This is a genomic window from Streptomyces sp. NPDC002076 (assembly GCF_053593835.1).
Genome location: NZ_JBSFDI010000002.1, coordinates 316,847 through 335,885 on the forward strand (window position 1 = coordinate 316,847; position 19,039 = coordinate 335,885).

Here is a 19,039-nt window from a genome sequence, read left to right on the forward strand (position 1 = left end):
CGGCAAGAGGCTGAACAAATACAAAATCCATGTGACTTGGGGAGTTGACACTCCCGTCGGAGCGTGCCAGCGTCGAAGCGCTTCGATTGCGACCGCCGAGCCCAGTCCGCCCGAGGGGTATTCCACGTGAGTTCCGTGCCCATGTCCGCCGCCGGCCTGCCTGACTTCCGCAATCCCGCGCTGCCACTGCGCAAGCGCGTCGACGACCTGCTCGAACGGCTGACGCTCGACGAGCGGATCGCGATGCTGCACCAGTACGCGCCTGCCGTCCCGCGCCTCGGCGTCGCCGCGTTCCGCACCGGCAGCGAGGCCCTGCACGGGGTGTCCTGGCTGGGTGAGGCGACGGTCTTCCCACAGGCCGTCGGACTCGGCGCCAGCTGGGACGGGGACCTGGTGCGCGAGGTCGCCGAGGCGGTCTCGACCGAGCTGCGGGCCTTCCACTACCACCGCCCGCCGGCGGTCAGCAGCCCGGAGCGCGGAGCCAACTCGCTGCAGGCCTGGGCCCCCGTGCTCAACCTGCTGCGCGACCCGCGCTGGGGGCGCAACGAGGAGGGCTACTCCGAGGACCCGGTGCACACCGCCCGGGTCGGCGAGGCGTTCTGCAAGGGGCTCTCCGGCGACCACCCGACTTACCTGCGTTCTGCCTCGGTGCTCAAGCACTTCCTCGCCTACAACAACGAGGACGACCGCTGCACCACCTCCTCCGGGCTGCGCCCGCGCGTGCTCCAGGAGTACGACCTGGCCGCCTTCCGGCCCGTCGTCGCCTCCGGCGCCGCGACCGGTGCGATGGCCGCCTACAACCTGGTCAACGGCCGTCCCTGCCACGTCAGTCCGCTCATCGAGGCGGAACTGCGCCGCTGGGCGGAGCCGACCGGCCACGAGCTGTTCGTGGTCAGCGACGCCGAGGCCCCCTCCAACCTGGTCGACCCGGAGCACTATTTCGATGACCACGCCGAGTCCCACGCAGCCGCGCTCAAGGCCGGCATCGACAGCTTCACCGACCACGGTGAGGACAGCGGGACCCCGGTGGGCCGGCTGCGTGAGGCGCTGGAGCGCGGCCTGATCGACGAGGCCGACGTGGACCGCGCCGTTCGCCGCCAGCTCGAACTGCGCTTCCGCCTGGGCGAGTTCGACCCCGAACTGGACCCGTATGCGGGCACCGGCCCCGAGGTGATCGACAGCCCCGAGCACCGCGCCCTGGCCCGCAGGGCCGCGACCGAGTCGACGGTGCTGCTCAAGAACGACGGCCTGCTGCCGCTGGATCCGGCCCGCACACCGCGGATCGCCGTCATCGGCCCGCTTGCCGACACCCTCTTCGAGGACTGGTACAGCGGCACCATGCCGTACCGGGTGGGTATCGCCACCGGCCTCGCCGCGGCCCTCGGCGCCCACGGCGGCGAGATCGTCCCGGTGGAGGGCTCCGACCGGATCGCCCTGCGCTCGCGCAGCACGGGCGAACTGCTCGGCAAAACCGCCTTCGACCTGACCGACTGGGGTGGCGGTGCCGCCACGCTGCGCGCCGCCGACACCGGCCGCTACCTGAGCCTTCAGGACGACGACGCCCTGGCCGCCGATCAGGACACCATCAAGAGCTGGTTCGTCAAGGAGACCTTCCGGCTCGAACCGGCCGGCCCCGACACCGTGCTGCTGCGCTCCGTTTTCACCGGACGCTACGCCGCCGTGGACCCGACCGACGGCCGGGTCACCCTCACCGCCGAGACCGCGGAGGAGGCCGAACACTGGCAGCGCGAGTTGGTGCGCGACGGCATCGCCGAGGCGCGGGCGGCCGCCGAAACGGCGGATGTCGCCGTGGTCGTCCTCGGCAACCACCCGATGATCAACGGCCGCGAGACCGAGGACCGCGCGGACATCGACCTGCCCGAGGGGCAGGAGGAACTGCTGCGCGCCGTCGCGGCCGTCCGCCCGGATACCGCCCTGGTCGTGATGAGCAGCTACCCCTACGCCCTCGACTGGGCCGACGAACACCTGCCCGCCGTGGTGTGGACCTCCCACGGCGGGCAGGAGACCGGCAACGCGCTGGCCGCCGTGCTGCTCGGCGAGGCCGAGCCCGCCGGCCGCCTGCCGCAGACCTGGTACCGGGGCGACGACCCGCTGCCCGCACCGCTCGACTACGACATCATCAAGGCCGGCTGGACCTACCAGTACCACCGCTCCGTACCCCTCTACCCCTTCGGCCACGGGCTGTCCTACACCGACTTCGCCCACCGCGACCTGCGCCTGTCGCACCCGTCGATCGGCCAGGACGGCTCGGTCGAGGCCACCGTGACCCTGGAGAACGGCGGAGCGCGGCCCGGCAGCGAGGTGGTCCAGGTCTACGTCCGCGCCCTGGAGGCCCGTTACGAGGCACCCCGGCTGCGCCTGGCTGACTTCCGCAAGGTCCGGCTGGAGCCGGGGGAGAGCCGCGAGCTGACCTTCCGGCTGACGGCCGAGCAGCTCGCCCACTGGTCCGTCGCCACCGGGGACTTCGCCGTCGACCCCGGCCGCTACGAGGTGATCGTCGCCCGCAGCGCCGACCACCCAGTGCTCATCGCGCCGCTCACCGTGACCGGGACGCCCGCCGCACCCCGGCCGGGCGTCGCACACCGGATCCTGGCCGTCGGGTTCGACGACTACGAGGACGCCACCATCGTCGACGCCACCCGCTCCGACGGCGACGCCGTCACGCCCACCGATCCCGCACAGCCCGCGAGGCTCCTCTTCCGCGAGGTCGACCTCTCCGGCGCCCGCACGATCGAGGTCGAGACCGCCCGCGAGGGCGCCGGCACGGGCGGGGCGCGGCTCGAAGTCCGCTCCGGCGGCCGGGTGCTGGCCGCGATGGAGGTGCCCGTGACCGGCGACCGCTACGCCTGGACCAGCACCACCGCCGAGCTCGCCGCCCCGCTCCACGGCGTGCACGACCTGAGCCTGACCCTGCACGGCGACTTCCGGCTGACCGCCTTCCGCTTCGGCGGGGCCGGCTGAGGCCTCCCACCCCACAGACCGGTGGTCCGCCTATGAGGGAGGCGGACCGCCCTCCCACCCCTGCCCGGCCTGCGCGCCGGAAGACCCGCCCGCTGCCGCATCCGTTCCGACCCCGTCCCCCGCCGCCCGGAGGCGGCCCCCATGTCGCTGCTGACACCCCACCACCTCACCTCGTCCTCGCAACATCCGGAGGAATCCCCCATGCCGCTCACCGACTTCGGACTCGACGAACTCGCCGGCTATCAGCCCGAGTCGACCAATCCGCAGGATTTCGACGAGTTCTGGCGGCGCACCCTCGCCGAGGCCCGCTCGCACGGTGGGGTGGTCAAGGCCGAACTCGTCACTGCGCAGTACGGACTGCGCACCGTCGAGGTCGATGACGTACGGTTCCCCGGCTGGAACGGCGAGCCGGTGGCCGCCTGGCTGCTGCGCCCGCGCGGCGTGGAGGGCCCGCTGCCGGTCGTCGTCACGTACATGGGCTACTGCGGCGGCCGTGGACTACCAACCGAACACCTGTTCTGGTCTGCCGCCGGCTACGCCCAGCTCGTCGTGGACAGCCGGGGACAGGGCCACGACACCCCGGACCAGACCATGGGCGACGGCACCCAGTGGGTCGAGGGCTTCATGACCCGCGGCATCGACTCCCCGGAGAACTACTACTACCGGCGGCTGATGACCGACTGTGTGCGCGCCGTGGACGCCGTCGCAGAGCTGCCCGGTCTCGACGCCAACCGGATCGTGGTGGCCGGCGGCAGCCAGGGCGGCGGCCTGGCCCTCGCCGTCGCCGGGCTCACCGGGGACCGGGTGGCCGCGGTGATGCCGGACGTCCCGTTCCTGTGCCACTACATCCAGGGCGCGCAGATGTCCCTGGATGGGCCGTACCAGGAGCTCGTCAAGTATCTGCGCTGGCACAGTCGGCACCGCTTGCAGCCGACCTTCGCCACCCTCGACTACTTCGACGGCGTCCACTTCGCCCAGCGGGCCACCGCACCTGCCCTGTTCAGCGTCGGCCTGATGGACCCGATCTGCCCGCCCCGGACGGTCTACGCGGCCTTCAACCACTACGCGGGAGAGGACCGCACCATGACCGTCTGGCCCTTCGCCGACCACGCCGGCGGCTGCGGCTCCAACCCGCCTGTCCAGCTGTCCTGGCTGAGTGACCGCGGGCTGGCACCGGAGCTGTGACCGTCGTTCCCGATCACCGAGAGAACAGTGAGGTGCGCCGCATGAGTAGGTTGGCCTTCCCGGAACTGCCACCCGGCTTCCGGTTCGGCGCCGCCACCGCCGCGTACCAGATCGAGGGCGCCCACGACGAGGACGGCCGCGGCCCCTCCATCTGGGACACCTACAGCCACAGCCCGGGCCGTACCCTCGGCGGCGCCACCGGCGACACCGCCTGCGACCACTACCACCGCTACCCGGAGGACGTCGCCCTGCTCCGCGGACTCGGCGTCGACGACTACCGCTTCTCGATCTCCTGGCCGCGTCTGCTGCGCGACGGCACCGGTGCGGTCAATCGGAAGGGCCTGGACTTCTACGACCGGCTGATCGACGAACTGCTCGCCGCCGGAATCGCGCCCGCCGCCACCCTCTACCACTGGGACCTGCCCCAGGCCCTGGAAGACCGCGGCGGCTGGCGCGTCCGGGAGACCACCGAGGCTTTCACGGAGTATGCGGCCCTCGCCGCCGAGCACTACGGCGACCGGGTGGAGCGCTGGATCACGCTCAACGAGCCGTTCTGCTCCGCCTTCGTCGGCTACGCCGAGGGTCGGCACGCGCCCGGCGCCCGGGAGGGCCGCGGGGCCCTGGCGGCCGCCCACCACCTGCTGGTCGCCCATGGCCTGGCCGTGCGGGAGCTGCGTGCCGCCGGCGCCCGCGAGGTCGGCATCACGCTCAACCTCGACCAGCTGCACGCCGCCTCCGACCGGAGCGAGGACCTCGCCGCCCTGCGCCGGGCCGAGGTGCTGCACAACGAGGTCTGGACGGAGCCGCTGTTCGCCGGGCGCTACCCCGAGCACGAGGCCGAGACCTGGGAGGGACTGGCCGACGGCCCCTGGCGCCGACCGGGGGACCTGCAACTGATCGGCGCACCAATGGACTTCGTCGGCATCAACTTCTACCGGCCGATCACCGTCGAGGCCGCCCCGCACCGCGAGGACGACCCCGAACTGCGCACCGCCATGGACATCGGCGTCGCCGAGCCGAACCCGTACGGCACCCGGCTCACCACCATGGGCTGGCCTGTCGTCCCGTCCGCGCTCACCGAACTGCTCTGCGGACTCCACGCCCGCTACCCGCAGCTCCCGCCGGTCTGGATCACCGAGAACGGCTCCGCCGAGGACGACACCGTCGCCCCCGACGGCCTCGTCCACGACGCGGAACGGATCGACTACCTGGCCGGCCACCTCACCGCCGTCGCCGACGCCATCGCGGCCGGCGTCGACGTGCGCGGCTACTACGTCTGGTCCCTGCTGGACAACTTCGAGTGGGCCCGCGGCTACGAGCAACGCTTCGGCCTGGTCCGCGTCGACTACGACACCCTGACCCGAACCCCCAAGGACAGTTACCACTGGTACCGGGGCCTGATCACCGCGCACCGCGCGCGGACGGAGGAACCTGCCCGATGAAGTTCACCGACGGCTACTGGTTGATGCGCCCCGGCGTCACCGCGCGCTACGCCACTGAGGTCGCCGACGTCCGCACCGGCGAGGACCGGATGACCCTCTACGCTCCCGTCAAGCACGTGCGCGGCCGCGGTGACACGCTCAACAGCCCGCTGGTGACGGTCGAGTGCTGGTCACCGGCCGAGGGCGTGATCGGGGTGCGCACGACGCACCACGCCGGATCGGTGCGCCGCGGGCCGGAGTTCGCGCTGCTCGGTGCGGAGCCGGGGGCCGGAAAGGTGCACCGCGAGGGCGAGGTGGTGCAGCTCAGCTCCGGAGAACTGACGCTGCGGGTCGACACCTCCCAGCTCTGGCGGCTGGAGTTCACCGCCGAGGGCCGGGTGCTGACCTCCGTGGGTGAGCGCGGCACCGGCTTCGTCACCGACGCCGACGGCCGTCACCACATGCTCGGCCAGCTCTCCCTGGGAGTAGGCGAGTTGGTGTACGGGCTGGGGGAGCGGTTCACCCCGTTCGTCAGGAACGGGCAGACGGTGGACATCTGGCAGTCCGACGGCGGCACCAGCAGCGAACAGGCCTACAAGAACATCCCGTTCCACCTGACCAACCGGGGCTACGGCGTCTTCGTCAACCACCCGGGCAAGGTCAGCTACGAGGTCGGCTCGGAGTCGGTCGGGCAGGTGCAGTTCAGCGTCGAGGACCAGTCGCTGGAGTACTTCATCGTCCACGGCCCGACCCCGAAGCAGATCCTGGCCCGCTACACCGCGCTCACCGGCCGCCCCCCACTGCCCCCGGCCTGGGCGCTGGGCCTGTGGCTGACCACCTCCTTCACCACCGACTACGACGAGGCCACCGTCAACCGCTTCGTCGGCGGCATGGCCGAGCGCGGCATCCCGCTGAGCGTCTTCCACCTCGACTGCTTCTGGATGCGCGAGTACCAGTGGTGCGACTTCGACTGGGACTCCGACACCTTCCCCGACCCGGCGGGCATGCTGGCCCGGCTCAAGGAGCAGGGCCTGCGGATCTCCGCCTGGATCAACCCCTACATCGCGCAGAAGTCCGCGCTGTTCGAGGAGGGCATGCGCGAGGGTTACCTGGTGCGTCGCCCGGACGGCACCGTCTGGCAGTGGGACCTGTGGCAGCCCGGCATGGCACTGGTGGACTTCACCAACCCGGCCGCCCGCGCCTGGTACACCGGCAAGCTGCGCACACTCCTCGCGCAGGGCGTGGACTGCTTCAAGACCGACTTCGGCGAGCGGATCCCCACCGACGTCGTCTGGCACGACGGCTCCGACCCGGAGTTGATGCACAACTACTACACCCACCTGTACAACCGGGCCGTCTTCGAGCTGCTGCGCGCCGAGCGCGGCGAGGGCGAGGCGCTGCTCTTCGCCCGCTCCGCCACCGCCGGCGGCCAGCAGTACCCGGTGCACTGGGGCGGCGACTGCGAATCGCACTTCAACGCCATGGCCGAGTCACTGCGCGGCGGGCTCTCCCTCGGTCTGTCCGGGTTCGGCTTCTGGAGCCACGACATCGGCGGCTTCGAGGGAACCCCCACCCCCACCGTCTTCAAGCGCTGGACGCAATTCGGCCTGCTCTCCTCGCACAGCCGCCTGCACGGCAGCAAGTCCTACCGGGTGCCGTGGGACTACGGCGAGGAGGCCGTCGAGGTCACCCGCGAGTTCACCCTCCTCAAGCACCGCCTCGCCCCCTACCTGCAGCGCGCCGCCCAACAGGCGCACACCACCGGCGTCCCGGTGATGCGCGCTATGGCGCTGGAGTTCCCCGAGGACCCCGCCGCCGCCACGCTCGACCGGCAGTACCTCCTCGGCGACGACCTGCTCGTCGCCCCGGTCTTCACCGACGACGGCACGGTCGAGTACTACGTGCCCGAGGGGACGTGGACCAATTTTCTGACGGGGGATCAGATCACCGGCCCGCGCTGGGTGCGCGAACAGCACGGCTTCCACACCCTGCCGCTGCTCGCCCGCCCCGACTCCGTCATCCCCCTCGCCGCCGACGACCAACACCCGGTCTCCGCCTGGGCCGAGGGGGTGGAACTGCGGGTCCACGCCTTCGCCGACGGCGCCGAGCGCACCGTGGTGATCCCGCGCAGCGACGGCCCCGGCCGGACCGCCGTCTTCCACCTGCGCCGCGAGGGTGGCCTGCTGCGGGTGAGCACCGACAGCCCGCACCCCTGGCAGCTGCGCATCGGCGGCCCGGACGGCGTCCTGCACGTCAGCCCGCCCGGCACCGCCGAGGCCGAGCTGCCCTGCCCGGAGTGAGGCCGGCCCCCGGACGCGAGGCCCCGCGCGCCCCCGCAAGGGCGTGCGGGGCCTTGCCCTTCCAAACCTGGCACCCGGAGGTACCCGTGCAGAGCCGCACCAAACGTCACCTCACGCCCGCCGCGCTCGACGCCCTGCTGCGCACCTCCGTCGGCATCGGGTGCCGTCTGGAGCACGAGCTGACCGACGGCTGGTTCAACAGCGCCTACCGCGTGCTGCTGGATGATGGCAGGCCCGCCGTCGTCAAGCTTGCGCCACCGGCCGACGCACCGGTACTGCGGTATGAGCGGGGCATCCTCGGGACGGAGACGATGGTCTACCGGCGGCTCGCAGCCCTGCCGGGAGGCACAGTTCCGGTGCCCGAACTGCTTCACGCGGAAGAGGAGTTCATCGTCCTGTCGCTCCTGGAGGGAACTCCGTGGGACAAGGCGGGCGAGCAGCTCTCCGCCGACGCGGGGGCCCTGCTCCGCCGGGAACTGGGCGCGATCACCGCCCGACTGCACACCCTGGCCCCGGCCGACGGCCGCTTCGGCTACCCGGCCGCTGAGTCCGGCCTGTCCGCCGCCGACTGGCGTACGGCCTTCAGCGCCATGATCGAGGCCCTGCTCGACGACGCCGACCACTGGCGCTCTCCCCTGGCCGTACTGCCTTCGGACATTCGCACGCTGGTGTCCGAAGGCGGGTACGCCCTGGACGATTTCACGGAGCCCCGGTTGGTCCACTTCGACCTCTGGCCGGGCAACATCTTCATCCGACCGGGTGACGCAGGGCAGGCCGGTATCACCGGACCCATCGACCACGAGCGGGCCTTCTGGGGCGACCCGGCAGCCGAGCTGGTCTCCCTCGCCGGCGGTGGCACCGGCCCGGACAGCGACCTGGCCCGCCGGTTACACCGCAGCAGGCGGCAGCCTGGACTTCAGCCCGGCCCTCCGGCACCGCATGGCGCTCTACCAGCTCTACCTGGGCCTGCTGCTGGCCGTGGAGTGCGCCCCGCGCGGCTACGCGGAGGACCACCTTGCGTTCTGCCGCCGGATGCTCGCCGACTCCATCGCCCGACTCCGGGCGCTGGGACAGACCGTGTTGGATCCAGGTCGTTGCTCCTGCTGCGGAAAGCACATACGACGCCGGTGATCGGCGACCGGCTGTACTCACCCGCAACTTGAGAAGAACGGAGGAATCACCTTGCCCTACATCGTCCGCGCCGGCGGTCTGGAACGGCACACCGTCGCAGAGATTCTCCGCATCGAGCCCTGGGGACCGGACGCCGTCCGGGTGCGGGCCTCGTCCGGGACCGTCGACCCCGCAGCCCCCGGTGCGCTGGAGAGCCCCTCGCCCGCCCCGCACGCCGAACTGTCCGTATCGGACGACGGCTGTGCCCGCCTGGTCAACGGCCGCCTTGTGGCCGAGGCCTCGGCGGACGGCCGGCTGAGGTTCAGCCACGCCGTCTCGGGCCGCGAACTCCTCGCCGACAAGGGCCCGTACGGGCCACCCGGCGGCCCTCGCGTCCACGCGGCGGGCGGCCGGACGGAACAGCACTTCGAGGCGTACGACGGTGAACGGCTGCACGGCCTGGGGCAGAACCCCAACGGGCGCCTGGACCAGAAGGGTTGCGTGATCGACCTCGTCCAGAGCAACACCGTGGCGGCCGTCCCCTTCCTGCACTCCTCGCGCGGCTACGGACTGCTGTGGAACAACCCCGCCACCGGCCGGGTCGAACTGGGCGCCGACACCACCCGGTGGACCGCCGACGCCGGCGGGCGCATCGACTACTGGATCACCGCCGGCGACACCCCGGCCCAGATCCTGGACTCCTACACCCGGGCCACCGGACGCCCGCCCCTCCTGCCCGAGTGGGCTTCCGGTTTCTGGCAGTCGAAGCTGCGCTACCGCACCCGGGACGAACTCCTGGCGGTGGCACGGCAGTACAAGGAGCGCGGACTGCCGCTGTCCGTCATCGTCTGCGACTTCTTCCACTGGCCGAGGATGGGCGACTGGCGTTTCGAGGAGAGCGAGTGGCCCGATCCCGCCGCCATGGTCAAGGAGCTGACGGACCTCGGGGTGAAACTCGCCGTCTCGGTGTGGCCCACCGTCGAGCCCGGCAGTGAGACGCACGACGAACTGCGCTCGGCCGGACACCTGGTACGGGACGCGGGTGGCGGCCTGCTCAGCTTCCCGTGGCCGTCCCGGTTCAGCGCGGACGCGCTGATCAGCCCGATGGCGTACTACGACGCCACCCACCCCGGAGCACGCGCCGCACTGTGGCAGCGGCTGAACGACAACTACCGCTCGCTGGGCGTGGCGTGCTTCTGGCTGGACGCCTGCGAGCCCGACCTGCCCCGGGACCTCGCCGACCGCGCCGTCTACGCGGCCGGGCCGGCCGCCGAGGTCGCGAACCTCTACCCCGTGCTGCACGCCCGCGCGGTGGCCGACGGCCTGCGCGCGGCGGGCGAGGACCGGCCGCTGTCGCTGGTCCGCTCCGCGTGGGCGGGCAGCCAGCGGCACGGGGCCCTGCTGTGGTCCGGCGACATCCCCGCCACCTTCGGCTCCCTCGCCCGTCAGATCAGGGCCGGGCTGAACGTCGCGATGAGCGGCATTCCCTGGTGGAACACCGACATCGGCGGCTTCCTCGGCGGCGACCCGGACGACCCGGCGTACCGCGAGCTGCTGGTCCGGTGGTTCCAGTACGGTACCTTCTGCCCCGTCATGCGGCTGCACGGGGACCGCAACCCCAATCACCCCACCTTCTCGGCGGACATGACCGGTGGGCCGAACGAGGTCTGGTCGTACGGGGAGGAGGCGTACGGCATCCTCCGCGACCACCTGGGGCTGCGTGAGCGCCTGCGCCCATACCTGAGGACGCTGTCCGAGGACGCCCACCGCACCGGGGCCCCGCCGATGCGCCCGCTGTTCTTCGACTTCCCCAAGGACGAGCGCGCCTGGGACGTGAACGACCAGTTCCTGCTCGGCCCCGACGTGCTGGTGGCACCCGTGTACGAGACGGGTGTCCGGGCTCGCCGGGTGTACCTGCCGTCCGGTGCCCGCTGGCTCGACCCGGCCACCGGACGCGTGCTGGAGGGCGGAACGATGCTCGACGCCGAGGCCCCACTGGAGCGCATCCCGGTCTTCGTACGGGAAGGGGCAGAGGTCGCAGCCCGGCTCGGCTGACTTGCCCCAAAGCCCTTGTCCGCAGCGCCGAAGCGTTCGAACGAAGGAACCAAGCAGTCATGCAGTCCATGCCTTCCTTGATGAGGGCCCGAACCGATCATTCGTAGGATCGGGAGGCCCAGGGACCTCGGGTGTGGCTGTCATCAAATTGCCGCTGTTGTGGCTTGGAGGGATTGGCCGCCCGGGGTCCCATGACGACTCGGCCACTCGTTGGGACGCGCGAACTGAATCGCTTTGTATGGACACGTCGGCGAGGTCGTCTGCTGGGAACCAGTACACCTACGACGTCGGAGGTGACCGTGCCTGAACTCTGGGCCGCTACGGACGCGGGCAAATCCGCGCATCACTGCACGGTGATCGACAAGGACGCCACGGTGTTCCACTCGCGACGGGTGCCCAACGACGAGACCGAGCTGCTTGGGCTCCTCGGCGACGTCCTGGATCTGGCCGATGGCGAGCCGGTCACGTGGGCGGTGGACCTGAACGCCGGCGGCGCCGCGCTGTGGATCGCCCTGCTGGTCAGTCACGGGCGGAAGTTGCATCGGACTGGCCGCTGCCCACCGCTACGTCACCGAAGACATCGAGTTCCTGGCCGCACTCGCGCCCCACTTTGGAAGAGGAGATAGCCGTCGCCGCGGCCAAGGCATTCGTGATCCTGGACGGCACCTTGCTGCTGACCGATTACTCACCGCCTTGACGAACCCCAGCCGCGCGTCGGCTGGGGTTCCTCGCTTTGCCGGCGGATGAGGCGGGGCACGAGGGCTGTTCCGGTGACCTGGCCGACGCCGTAGCCAAGCACGGCGACGACGATCCAGGCTCCGGAGGTGCGCATGATGGCGGGTAGGCAGGCGACGACGAGGAAGCCCGGAGCAGGATCAGATCGGCGGCCGGGGGGAGAGGTCCAGCGGGCCGCGAAGGTGTCTGCCGGCACCCTTACGGTCCTGGGCCGTCCAGCCCCGCAGGGGCAGCCGCACGCACGTCCCGCGGGCTCGCGCCGAGTTCACGGCGGCAGGCCTTGTTGAAGGCCTGGAGATCGGCGATGCCGACGGACGCGGCGATGGCGGTGATGGACAGGGTGGAGGACAGCAGGAGGTGGCGGGCGCGCTGCAGGCGGCGATGCCGGATGTACGAAACGACTGTGAGGCCGGTTTCGGCACGGAACACGCGCGTCAGGTGTGTGTGGGAGATTCCGACGGCGCGAGCGACGTCCGGTACGGACAACGCGTCGGCCAGGTGTTCCTCGACGTAGGCCTGGGCGGCTGCCACGAAGGGGTGGCGGCGCCCGGCTCCATCACCCCTCGGCAACTCGGCGATGCGCCACAGAGCGGTCCAGACCTCGGCCGAGGCTCGCGGGGGAGAAGTCGGCATGGCCGTCACGGCGTGTCGGAGCAGATCGGCCAGGCGTGTGCTCTCGGCCGCGGCGTCCTGCATCACCGGCACCACCCGCGTGGTTCCGCCGTCGTGCAGCCGCAGATGGACGTAGAAATGCTCCGACCTGCCCCGGTAGTGAAAGTGCACCTCCGTGTTCGGCGGCACCAGGCTGACGTGGCCGGGGCGTATGGGATGGACCGACTGCCCGAGGGACAGAGCACCCTCGTAGTTGTAGAGGTGCAGCTGCCACAGGTCGGGGAGCCGGAAGACGTCGTGGGCGGTGGAGACGCCGTGCACCCCGATGCCGGCATCGACCACGGTGGGCGCCTTGTCGAGCCGCAGTGTTGTGTGCTTCACGAGGATGGAAAATTACCAGCACTGGACGATTTCAGCCCACGACCGATCCCGGCAGGGCACGTACGTTCGTCGCATGTCAACCAGCAAGCAACTCCTGACATCGGTTCAGGTGGCGCGCTTCGTCGCGCAGGGATTTCTGCGCCTGGACGGGGTGGTGCCGCAGGAGATCAATGAACAGGCCATCGCGGCCTTGACCGAGGGCCTGCCGGAAGTGTCCTACGGCACTCCGCTGGGCGTGGCGTTCGCGCAGGACACCTTCGTCCACGAGCTGCTCGCCCTGCCGGTCGTCGCAGGCGCCGTCGAGAGCCTCGTCGGCCCCGAGCCGACCGTCGACCACCATGCGGTGCATGTGCGCGAGCCGCACGAGGGACAGGCGCAGCCGCTCCACGGAGACGGGATCATCGATGTGCGGCCGGACGCGTTCGACATCCAGCTCATGTACTACCCGCACGAGGTGACCGCCGAGATGGGCGGCACCCTCAGTGTGCCCGGAAGCCATCTGCGCAGGATCAATGAGACGGACGTCGGCCGCGTCCAGAACCTCAGGGGGCAGACCCGTCTGACCTGCCCGGCAGGCACGGTTGTCCTCGTGCACCACGGCATCTGGCACAGTGGCCGCCGCAACGACACCGTGGGCCGTCGCTACATGTACAAACTCCGCCTCAACCCGACCGTGCCGCAGGTGTGTCTGTGGGACGTCTCCGACCTGCACGACCCTGCGGTGGCCGCGGAACTCAATACGCACTTCCCCTGGTACGAGCAGGCCACGGCCCGACTGGAGATCTACAACCGGGTCCTGTTGTGGAGGGCCCTGACCGGTGACGACTCGTTCGATGTCGAGTACTGGGTCACGCGCGTGAGCAATCGGCCGGCCTTGAGGAGTCACGCATGAGGCAGCAGGTTCTGGTCCTCTATCTCGCGACGTCGGCGCTGGACTCCGACGTCGTGGGCTGGTCTCGATACGATGGGACCGGCCGGACCCGTCCGACGACCGGTGACAGCGACGAGCCGCCCTATCCCACAGGGCTTGCCGCGCTGCACGACGGGTGGCGCCTGTTCCAGGCCTCCCAACTGCTGCCGCCTCAGTCCGGTCATGAGTACGACGTCTCCTTCCTCAAACACGAGTTCTTCTTCGAGAAGGTGGAGGACAGCTCTCGCTCTTGACCCGGTGTTGGAACTGCTGCTCCTGTCCGGTGGGTGGCGTAGCCGTAGCGGGCGTTGAGGCGGCGCCCCCAGGTGCTGGGGGCGGTTGAACCGGGCGAGGGCGGCGGGGACGACGCCCCGCAGGGGCGGGCGGAAGGCTTGTGCTCTGGAGGCACGTCGGAGACCCGGATGAGGGTGATTACTGCAAGGTGAGAAAGCAGGGCTGGCAACGCGCGGGCGTGGCCGTCGCGTCCGTCCGCACCGCGGCAGAGGAAGACAGGCAGGCGGGCACCCCAGCGATGCGTTCTTAGCCGACGACCTCGGTAGCCGCACCATTCAGGTGCGTTTCCACAAGGGCAGCCACTCTTGTGCCACAACCACCGTATCGTCAGCCGTCGACTCGCCCACCGACATGAACCGCACGACGGGCGGATCGGTGCAGGCGATGGTGAAGAACGAGTGCGGGGCGAGGTTTGCCGTCTCGCCGTCCGGCGCGAGGGTCGAGACCCAGGCGATCGGCCGGGGTACGACGACGGAGGTGAGCAGACGGTAGAACGCCCCGGTCGTCATGGACGCGGGCGAGCAGTCGACGTGCATGACAGCACGCCAAGCGGTGGCGCCGGAGGCCGTGCCATCCGGCGCCCCGCGTTGATCATCGGCGGGCCGCCGCCCTAAGGTGCGAGGACAGCCGTACCGGGAGCCGATAACCATCAGTCAGTACCTGACACCTCGTGCGCGGGCCGTCCTCGCCCTGGGCCGGGGACTCGTCGCCGTACCGGGCCCGGGGCTCGTCCTCGGCGGAATCCTCGGCCTGCAGGGCGGAGCGGCGCTGACGACTCGTCTCTACCCCGCCGTGGGACCGGCCGGAGTGGTGACTCTGCGGCTGACCATCGCCGCGCTCGCGCTCACCGCGCTGTGGCGGCCCCGGATCCGCGGCGACCGGGCCGGCCTCGGTATCGCGGCCGCCGCCGGAACCCTGCTCGCCGTGCACCACCTCGCGTACTACGAGGCGGTCGCCCGGCTGCCGCTCGGCGCCGCCACCACCCTGGAGTTCCTCGGTCCCTTCGCCATCGCCCTGTGCGGTTCGCGCCGCGCACCCGACCTGCTGTGGGCGGGCCTCGCCGCCACCGGCGTCGTCCTGCTCAGCCGTACCGGTACGGCCCTGGACGCGACCGGCATCGCCTGTGCCACCGTCGCCGGATGCTGCTGGGGCGGATACATCCTCATCGGCAAGCGGCTGGCCGGCCGCGTCCCCGACGGCCGCGGCCTCGCGCTGGCCGTGACCTGGGGAGCGCTGCTCAGCCTTCCTTACGGCATCGCACAAGCGGGCACCCGCCTCCTGGACCCGGGCACCCTCGCCGTGGCCGCGGCGGTCGCCGTGCTGTCCAGCGTCGTGCCCTACACGTTCCAGCTGGAGGCACTGCGCCGCCTGACACCGCGTGTCTTCGGGGTGCTGACCAGCCTGGAACCGGCGATCGGCGCGCTGATCGGACTGCTGTTCTTGCGGCAGCACCTCGCGGTGGCCCAGTGGACGGGGGTCGCGGCGGTGGGGCTGGCCTCGGTGGGGGCGACGCGCACGGACGGGGCGGCCGGTACGCAGGACCTGAGCGACGCGGCGGAGGCCGCTCGGGAGTGAGGGAGCGTCCGGCCACCCGGATCGGGCCGGCGTCGGAGTGGTCGCGTGGTGTCGCCTCATGCGCTCCGCGGTCGCCGACCGGGCCTTCCTGGGCGAGGACCGCCGGGGTCCAGCGGTCCACCGCGTCCTCGTCGCCGCGCTCCAGGGCCTGTTCGACCAGACCGGGCGCCGCGGGTTGCGGACGGGCCGGTCACGCGGACCGCCCCATGCCCTACCGTGACCGGCATGAACGCGTCGGGACGGAGTCTTCGGAGCTATCGATATGTCGGTCCCGAGGACGTGAGGGCCGCCGTCCGGCCGGGAGGCTCCGGCACCGTCATTCGTACGGCGGACGAGTTCGCGGACTGGGCCGCCACCCGGCCCCGCGAGGAACTGGCCGAGCCATTCACCTACGTCATCGGCCTGGACGGCGCGCTACGGCTGGCCCCACGCCGGTCCGAGCACGTGGCCTGCGCGGGCGGCGAGCCGGTGCTGAGCGCGGGAGAGATCCGCTTCGGCGAGGACACCGGCCGCTGGGCGGTGCGGGAGGTGACCAACCAGTCGACGGGCTACTGCCCGGACACCGACTCATGGCCGGCGGTCGCCGAGGCGCTCGACCGGGCCGGGTTCCAACGCCCCGGGGCCTTCACCCATGAGATGGTCTTCCGCCGGTGCCGCACCTGCGGGCAGCACAACATTGTCCGGGAAGAGCATTTCGTCTGTGTCTTCTGTGACGCCGACCTTCCCGAGCGATGGAACCTCGACCCTTGAGCGGCCCAACGGGCGGTCACCGGCCCGGAAGTGGCCGTACCGTGAGCGTCTGCTGGGCCTGGCCGACCGGGCCGTGGACGTCGTGGAGGACGCTGCTGGTGAGGCCCTGGCCGGTGGGGCCGAAGGCGACCGTGGTGTCCAGGCCGACCCAGCGGCCCGCCGGCTGCCGGTGCAGATGGATCGTCAGGTCGACGTTGGGGAACATCCACTCGGTCGGCGGCCGGCGTACGGCGATGCCGTTGGCCGTGTCGACGAGGGCGACATAGGAGGCGACCGGGCTGCTCGGCTCGCCGGCGACGAGGTCGAGGTCCGTGGAGATCCAGACCGTGCCGCGGCCCGGCTCCGAGGGGGTGACCGGCCGGACGTCCACGGACGCGCAGTGGCCGCCGGGCCAGAGCGAGGCCAGGGAGTGACCGGCGAGTCCGTCCGGCGGGGTGAGGCGCGCCTCGGCATCGCCGGCCACTGCGCTGGTGTCCACCTCGGTCAGCAGCCAGGCGCGGGCCCGCACCACCGGCCGGTCCGCGATGCGGACGAGCGCTTCGAGCAGTTCGATGGTGCGGCCGGGCCGGATCGACTCCACCTGGATCTCGCACTCGTCCAGGGCGAGGCGCCCCAGGATGTCGAAGCTGATCCTGGACAGGAGCAGTCCGCTCGGCGGGCGCTCGGCGCGGTACTGGTCGATCGCGTGGACCATGAGTCCGCCCAGCGGGCTGAAGTGCATCTCGTCGGTGTCCCACGCGCCGCTCGCGTGCGGGGTGGGCTTGTAGCGATGCTGATCTATGCGCTCGAAGTAGCTGGCGGCCAACGGGTGCCACTCCTCAGGGTGTCCGTGCACGGGGGCGTTGAGCAGGTCGTTGCACAGTACATCCGTGCCCGCGACCGGTTCACGGGCCGGTCTTGATCGTCTGCATGGCGACCTGCGGCCCCGGATGCCCGCCGGGACCGTGGCGATCTTCGTCGCGTACGGCCTGCGCGACCCGCCGCTCACCCACGCCGCCGTACCGCCCCCGGCGCCGCGTTCAGGACGGCGCCGGGGCCGGGGTGGGGCGGGGCGGTCAGGCCGCCAGTCGCTCCGCGAGCTGCTTGGCCTTTGCGGCGGCCTCCTCCAGGGCGCGGTCGCGGGAGGCCTCGTACAGCGGGATGAGCTCGGCCATCGCCGGGTTCTGCGGGGCCATGGTCAGCTCCGGGACGATGAAGTCGAGGTCCAGACCGAGGGCGTCGGCGAGGACGGCCGAGAGGTAGTTCTGCACGTACTCGTATCCCTCGCGCGGGGTGCCCGGCCCGTACGCGCCGCCCCGGCTGGCAACGACCGTCACCGGGGTGCCCTTCGCGGACTGGGTCTCGCCCGCGGTGCGGCCGAAGAGGATCACGTTGTCCAGCCAGGCCTTCAGGGTCGAGGGGATCGAGTAGTTGTACATCGGGGCGCCGATCAGCACCGCGTCGGCCTGCTCCAGCTCCTCGATCAGCCGGACACGCTCGGCGAAGGCCGCGGCCTGCTCCGGGGTGTGCGAGGCAGGGTCGGCGAAGCCTGCGGTGTGCGCGGCGGCGGTGATGTGCGGGACGGGCTGTGCCGCGAGGTCGCGGTGGACGACCGTGCCCTCCGGGTGCTGCTCCTGCCAGTGCGTGCGGAAGGCCTCCGCCACGGCGCGCGAGGCCGAGGCCTCGGTCGGGAACACGGACGAGTCGATGTGCAGCAGGGTAGCCATGGTGACTCCAGAAAGAAGACAAAAGGGACAGGGGTATCCCCGTGGCTCAGCACTGGCTGAGTTTTCGTACAGAGCTATCTTTAGCACAGGGGCTTACTTTTTTTCATCCCCCTACATCGGGGTAGTACCCTGATCGCATGGCGGCGGACGTGACCCACGACAGCGCGGCGTGCAAACGGGTGGACGATGGCATCACCCGTGTCTTCCAGCTGCTCGGAAAACGCTGGAGCGGCCCGATCGTGGCCGTCCTGGTGGAACAGCCCGCACACTTCGCCGACCTGCGCCGGGCCGTCCCCGGCATCAGCGAGCGCATGCTGTCCGACCGGCTCGCGGAACTCGGTGCGGCCGGACTCGTGCTCCGCGAGGTCGACGAGGGACCGCCGCTGCGCGTGTCCTACCGGCTGACCGAGGCGGGGGCCGCCCTGGAGCCGGCGCTCCGGGAACTGGGCGAGTGGGCGAAGGCCCACCTGCCGGACGCCCCGCCGTGCCCCGGCGCGTAGCGCCGGCGGCCGGCCGGCTCGCCCGCGTAGGGCGCGGTCCGGCCATGGACATCACCGCGCAGTGGGTGCGGACCGTCTGGACCAAGCGGTCACGCGGCGGCACGGCCGCGGCCCGCCGGAACGCGGTGCCGGTCGGATTCCCGTTGCCCGAAGTGCCGTTGGACCGCGCGCACGTCGTACGGGTGACCGAGCGGCAGGACTTCACGCCCGAGGAGAGCCGGAGGGACCTCGACGACATCCCCATCAGCCTGCGGGAACGGGACGGCGGCCTCCGGGTGTTCGCCCACAGCGGGTTCGGTGTGCCGCTCCGGCCCCGCAGGCCGCCGGCGGTGTGGCTGCGGCCGGGTCAGTGGGTGCGGTGGCAGCTCAACCACCGCCACAGCAGCAGCTCCGGGACGGCGGACTGGTCGTACTCGCTCGACATCTTCAACGTCGCCTACGGCCCGGTCGACCGTGACATGTTCCTCGGAGAACCGGCCGTGCTCGTCGACGAGTGCGGGCCGGTGCGATAGCCCACCTCGTG

General features: G+C 71.2%; 16 protein-coding genes and 1 pseudogene. 13 read left to right on the forward strand and 4 right to left on the reverse strand.

The annotated features are described in order from the left end of the window. The first annotated feature begins 141 nt into the window (after positions 1-141). From ACWCQS_RS05660 to ACWCQS_RS05690, 7 genes are all read left to right on the forward strand, one after another. Positions 142-2,982, forward strand: coding sequence for a glycoside hydrolase family 3 C-terminal domain-containing protein (locus tag ACWCQS_RS05660; protein ID WP_451003514.1), 2,841 nt, complete (start codon positions 142-144; stop codon positions 2,980-2,982). A 201-nt stretch (positions 2,983-3,183) separates the two neighbouring features. Beyond that, positions 3,184-4,167, forward strand: coding sequence for an acetylxylan esterase (locus ACWCQS_RS05665; RefSeq protein ID WP_451003257.1), 984 nt, complete (start codon positions 3,184-3,186; stop codon positions 4,165-4,167). Positions 4,168-4,208: 41 nt separating this feature from the next. Continuing rightward, the gene (locus ACWCQS_RS05670; protein ID WP_451003258.1) at positions 4,209-5,609 is read left to right on the forward strand and encodes a GH1 family beta-glucosidase; all 1,401 of its coding nucleotides are present in this window, start codon (positions 4,209-4,211) and stop codon (positions 5,607-5,609) included. After that, complete coding sequence (yicI, locus tag ACWCQS_RS05675) at positions 5,606-7,888, forward strand: alpha-xylosidase (RefSeq protein WP_451003259.1); 2,283 nt, start codon at positions 5,606-5,608, stop codon at positions 7,886-7,888. Before ACWCQS_RS05670 ends, yicI begins: the two co-directional genes overlap by 4 nt. Before the next feature lie 86 nt (positions 7,889-7,974). Then, positions 7,975-9,051: a phosphotransferase family protein gene (locus ACWCQS_RS05680; protein WP_451003260.1), complete on the forward strand. Its 1,077-nt coding sequence runs from the start codon at positions 7,975-7,977 to the stop codon at positions 9,049-9,051. 19 nt (positions 9,052-9,070) lie between these two features. Beyond that, entirely contained in the window at positions 9,071-11,053 is a 1,983-nt protein-coding gene (locus ACWCQS_RS05685) for a glycoside hydrolase family 31 protein (protein WP_451003261.1), read from the forward strand. Positions 11,054-11,346: 293 nt separating this feature from the next. Continuing rightward, on the forward strand, positions 11,347-11,679 hold the full coding sequence (locus ACWCQS_RS05690) for an IS110 family transposase (protein ID WP_451003262.1): 333 nt from the start codon (positions 11,347-11,349) through the stop codon (positions 11,677-11,679). Positions 11,680-11,986: 307 nt separating this feature from the next. Here the strand turns inward: ACWCQS_RS05690 and ACWCQS_RS05695 are convergent, their stop codons facing one another. Next, positions 11,987-12,781: a helix-turn-helix domain-containing protein gene (locus tag ACWCQS_RS05695; protein ID WP_451003263.1), complete on the reverse strand. Its 795-nt coding sequence runs from the start codon at positions 12,779-12,781 to the stop codon at positions 11,987-11,989. 73 nt (positions 12,782-12,854) lie between these two features. Here ACWCQS_RS05695 and ACWCQS_RS05700 point away from each other — a divergent pair, with 73 nt between their 5' ends. Together ACWCQS_RS05700 and ACWCQS_RS05705 are read left to right on the forward strand one after the other, a co-directional pair. Continuing rightward, complete coding sequence (locus ACWCQS_RS05700; RefSeq protein WP_451003264.1) at positions 12,855-13,673, forward strand: phytanoyl-CoA dioxygenase family protein; 819 nt, start codon at positions 12,855-12,857, stop codon at positions 13,671-13,673. Next, a complete protein-coding gene (locus ACWCQS_RS05705; protein WP_361225748.1) occupies positions 13,670-13,945 on the forward strand; it encodes a hypothetical protein in 276 nt (91 codons plus the stop codon). The genes ACWCQS_RS05700 and ACWCQS_RS05705 overlap by 4 nt, the downstream gene beginning before the upstream one ends. Positions 13,946-14,326: 381 nt before the next feature. Here the strand turns inward: ACWCQS_RS05705 and ACWCQS_RS05710 are convergent. Next, positions 14,327-14,521: pseudogene (locus ACWCQS_RS05710) on the reverse strand (flavin reductase family protein); the annotation flags it as partial. Between the two features lie 79 nt (positions 14,522-14,600). Here ACWCQS_RS05710 and ACWCQS_RS05715 point away from each other — a divergent pair. After that, positions 14,601-15,560 (forward strand): EamA family transporter, encoded by a 960-nt coding sequence (locus ACWCQS_RS05715; RefSeq protein ID WP_451003265.1) that lies wholly within the window; start codon positions 14,601-14,603, stop codon positions 15,558-15,560. A gap of 225 nt (positions 15,561-15,785) precedes the next feature. Beyond that, positions 15,786-16,310: a hypothetical protein gene (locus ACWCQS_RS05720; RefSeq protein WP_451003266.1), complete on the forward strand. Its 525-nt coding sequence runs from the start codon at positions 15,786-15,788 to the stop codon at positions 16,308-16,310. A gap of 16 nt (positions 16,311-16,326) precedes the next feature. Here ACWCQS_RS05720 and ACWCQS_RS05725 read toward each other — a convergent pair whose 3' ends face one another. Continuing rightward, positions 16,327-17,115 carry a thioesterase family protein gene (locus ACWCQS_RS05725; protein ID WP_451003267.1) on the reverse strand — a complete coding sequence of 263 codons (789 nt, stop codon included), beginning with the start codon at positions 17,113-17,115 and terminating at the stop codon, positions 16,327-16,329. Positions 17,116-17,365: 250 nt separating this feature from the next. Beyond that, positions 17,366-18,016 carry an FMN-dependent NADH-azoreductase gene (locus ACWCQS_RS05730; protein WP_451003268.1) on the reverse strand — a complete coding sequence of 217 codons (651 nt, stop codon included), beginning with the start codon at positions 18,014-18,016 and terminating at the stop codon, positions 17,366-17,368. Between the two features lie 137 nt (positions 18,017-18,153). Between ACWCQS_RS05730 and ACWCQS_RS05735 the strand changes: the two genes are divergently transcribed. Both ACWCQS_RS05735 and ACWCQS_RS05740 read left to right on the forward strand, forming a co-directional pair. Beyond that, complete coding sequence (locus tag ACWCQS_RS05735) at positions 18,154-18,516, forward strand: winged helix-turn-helix transcriptional regulator (RefSeq protein WP_451003269.1); 363 nt, start codon at positions 18,154-18,156, stop codon at positions 18,514-18,516. A gap of 44 nt (positions 18,517-18,560) precedes the next feature. Then, entirely contained in the window at positions 18,561-19,028 is a 468-nt protein-coding gene (locus ACWCQS_RS05740; protein ID WP_451003270.1) for a hypothetical protein, read from the forward strand. The last annotated feature ends 11 nt before the right edge of the window (positions 19,029-19,039 follow it).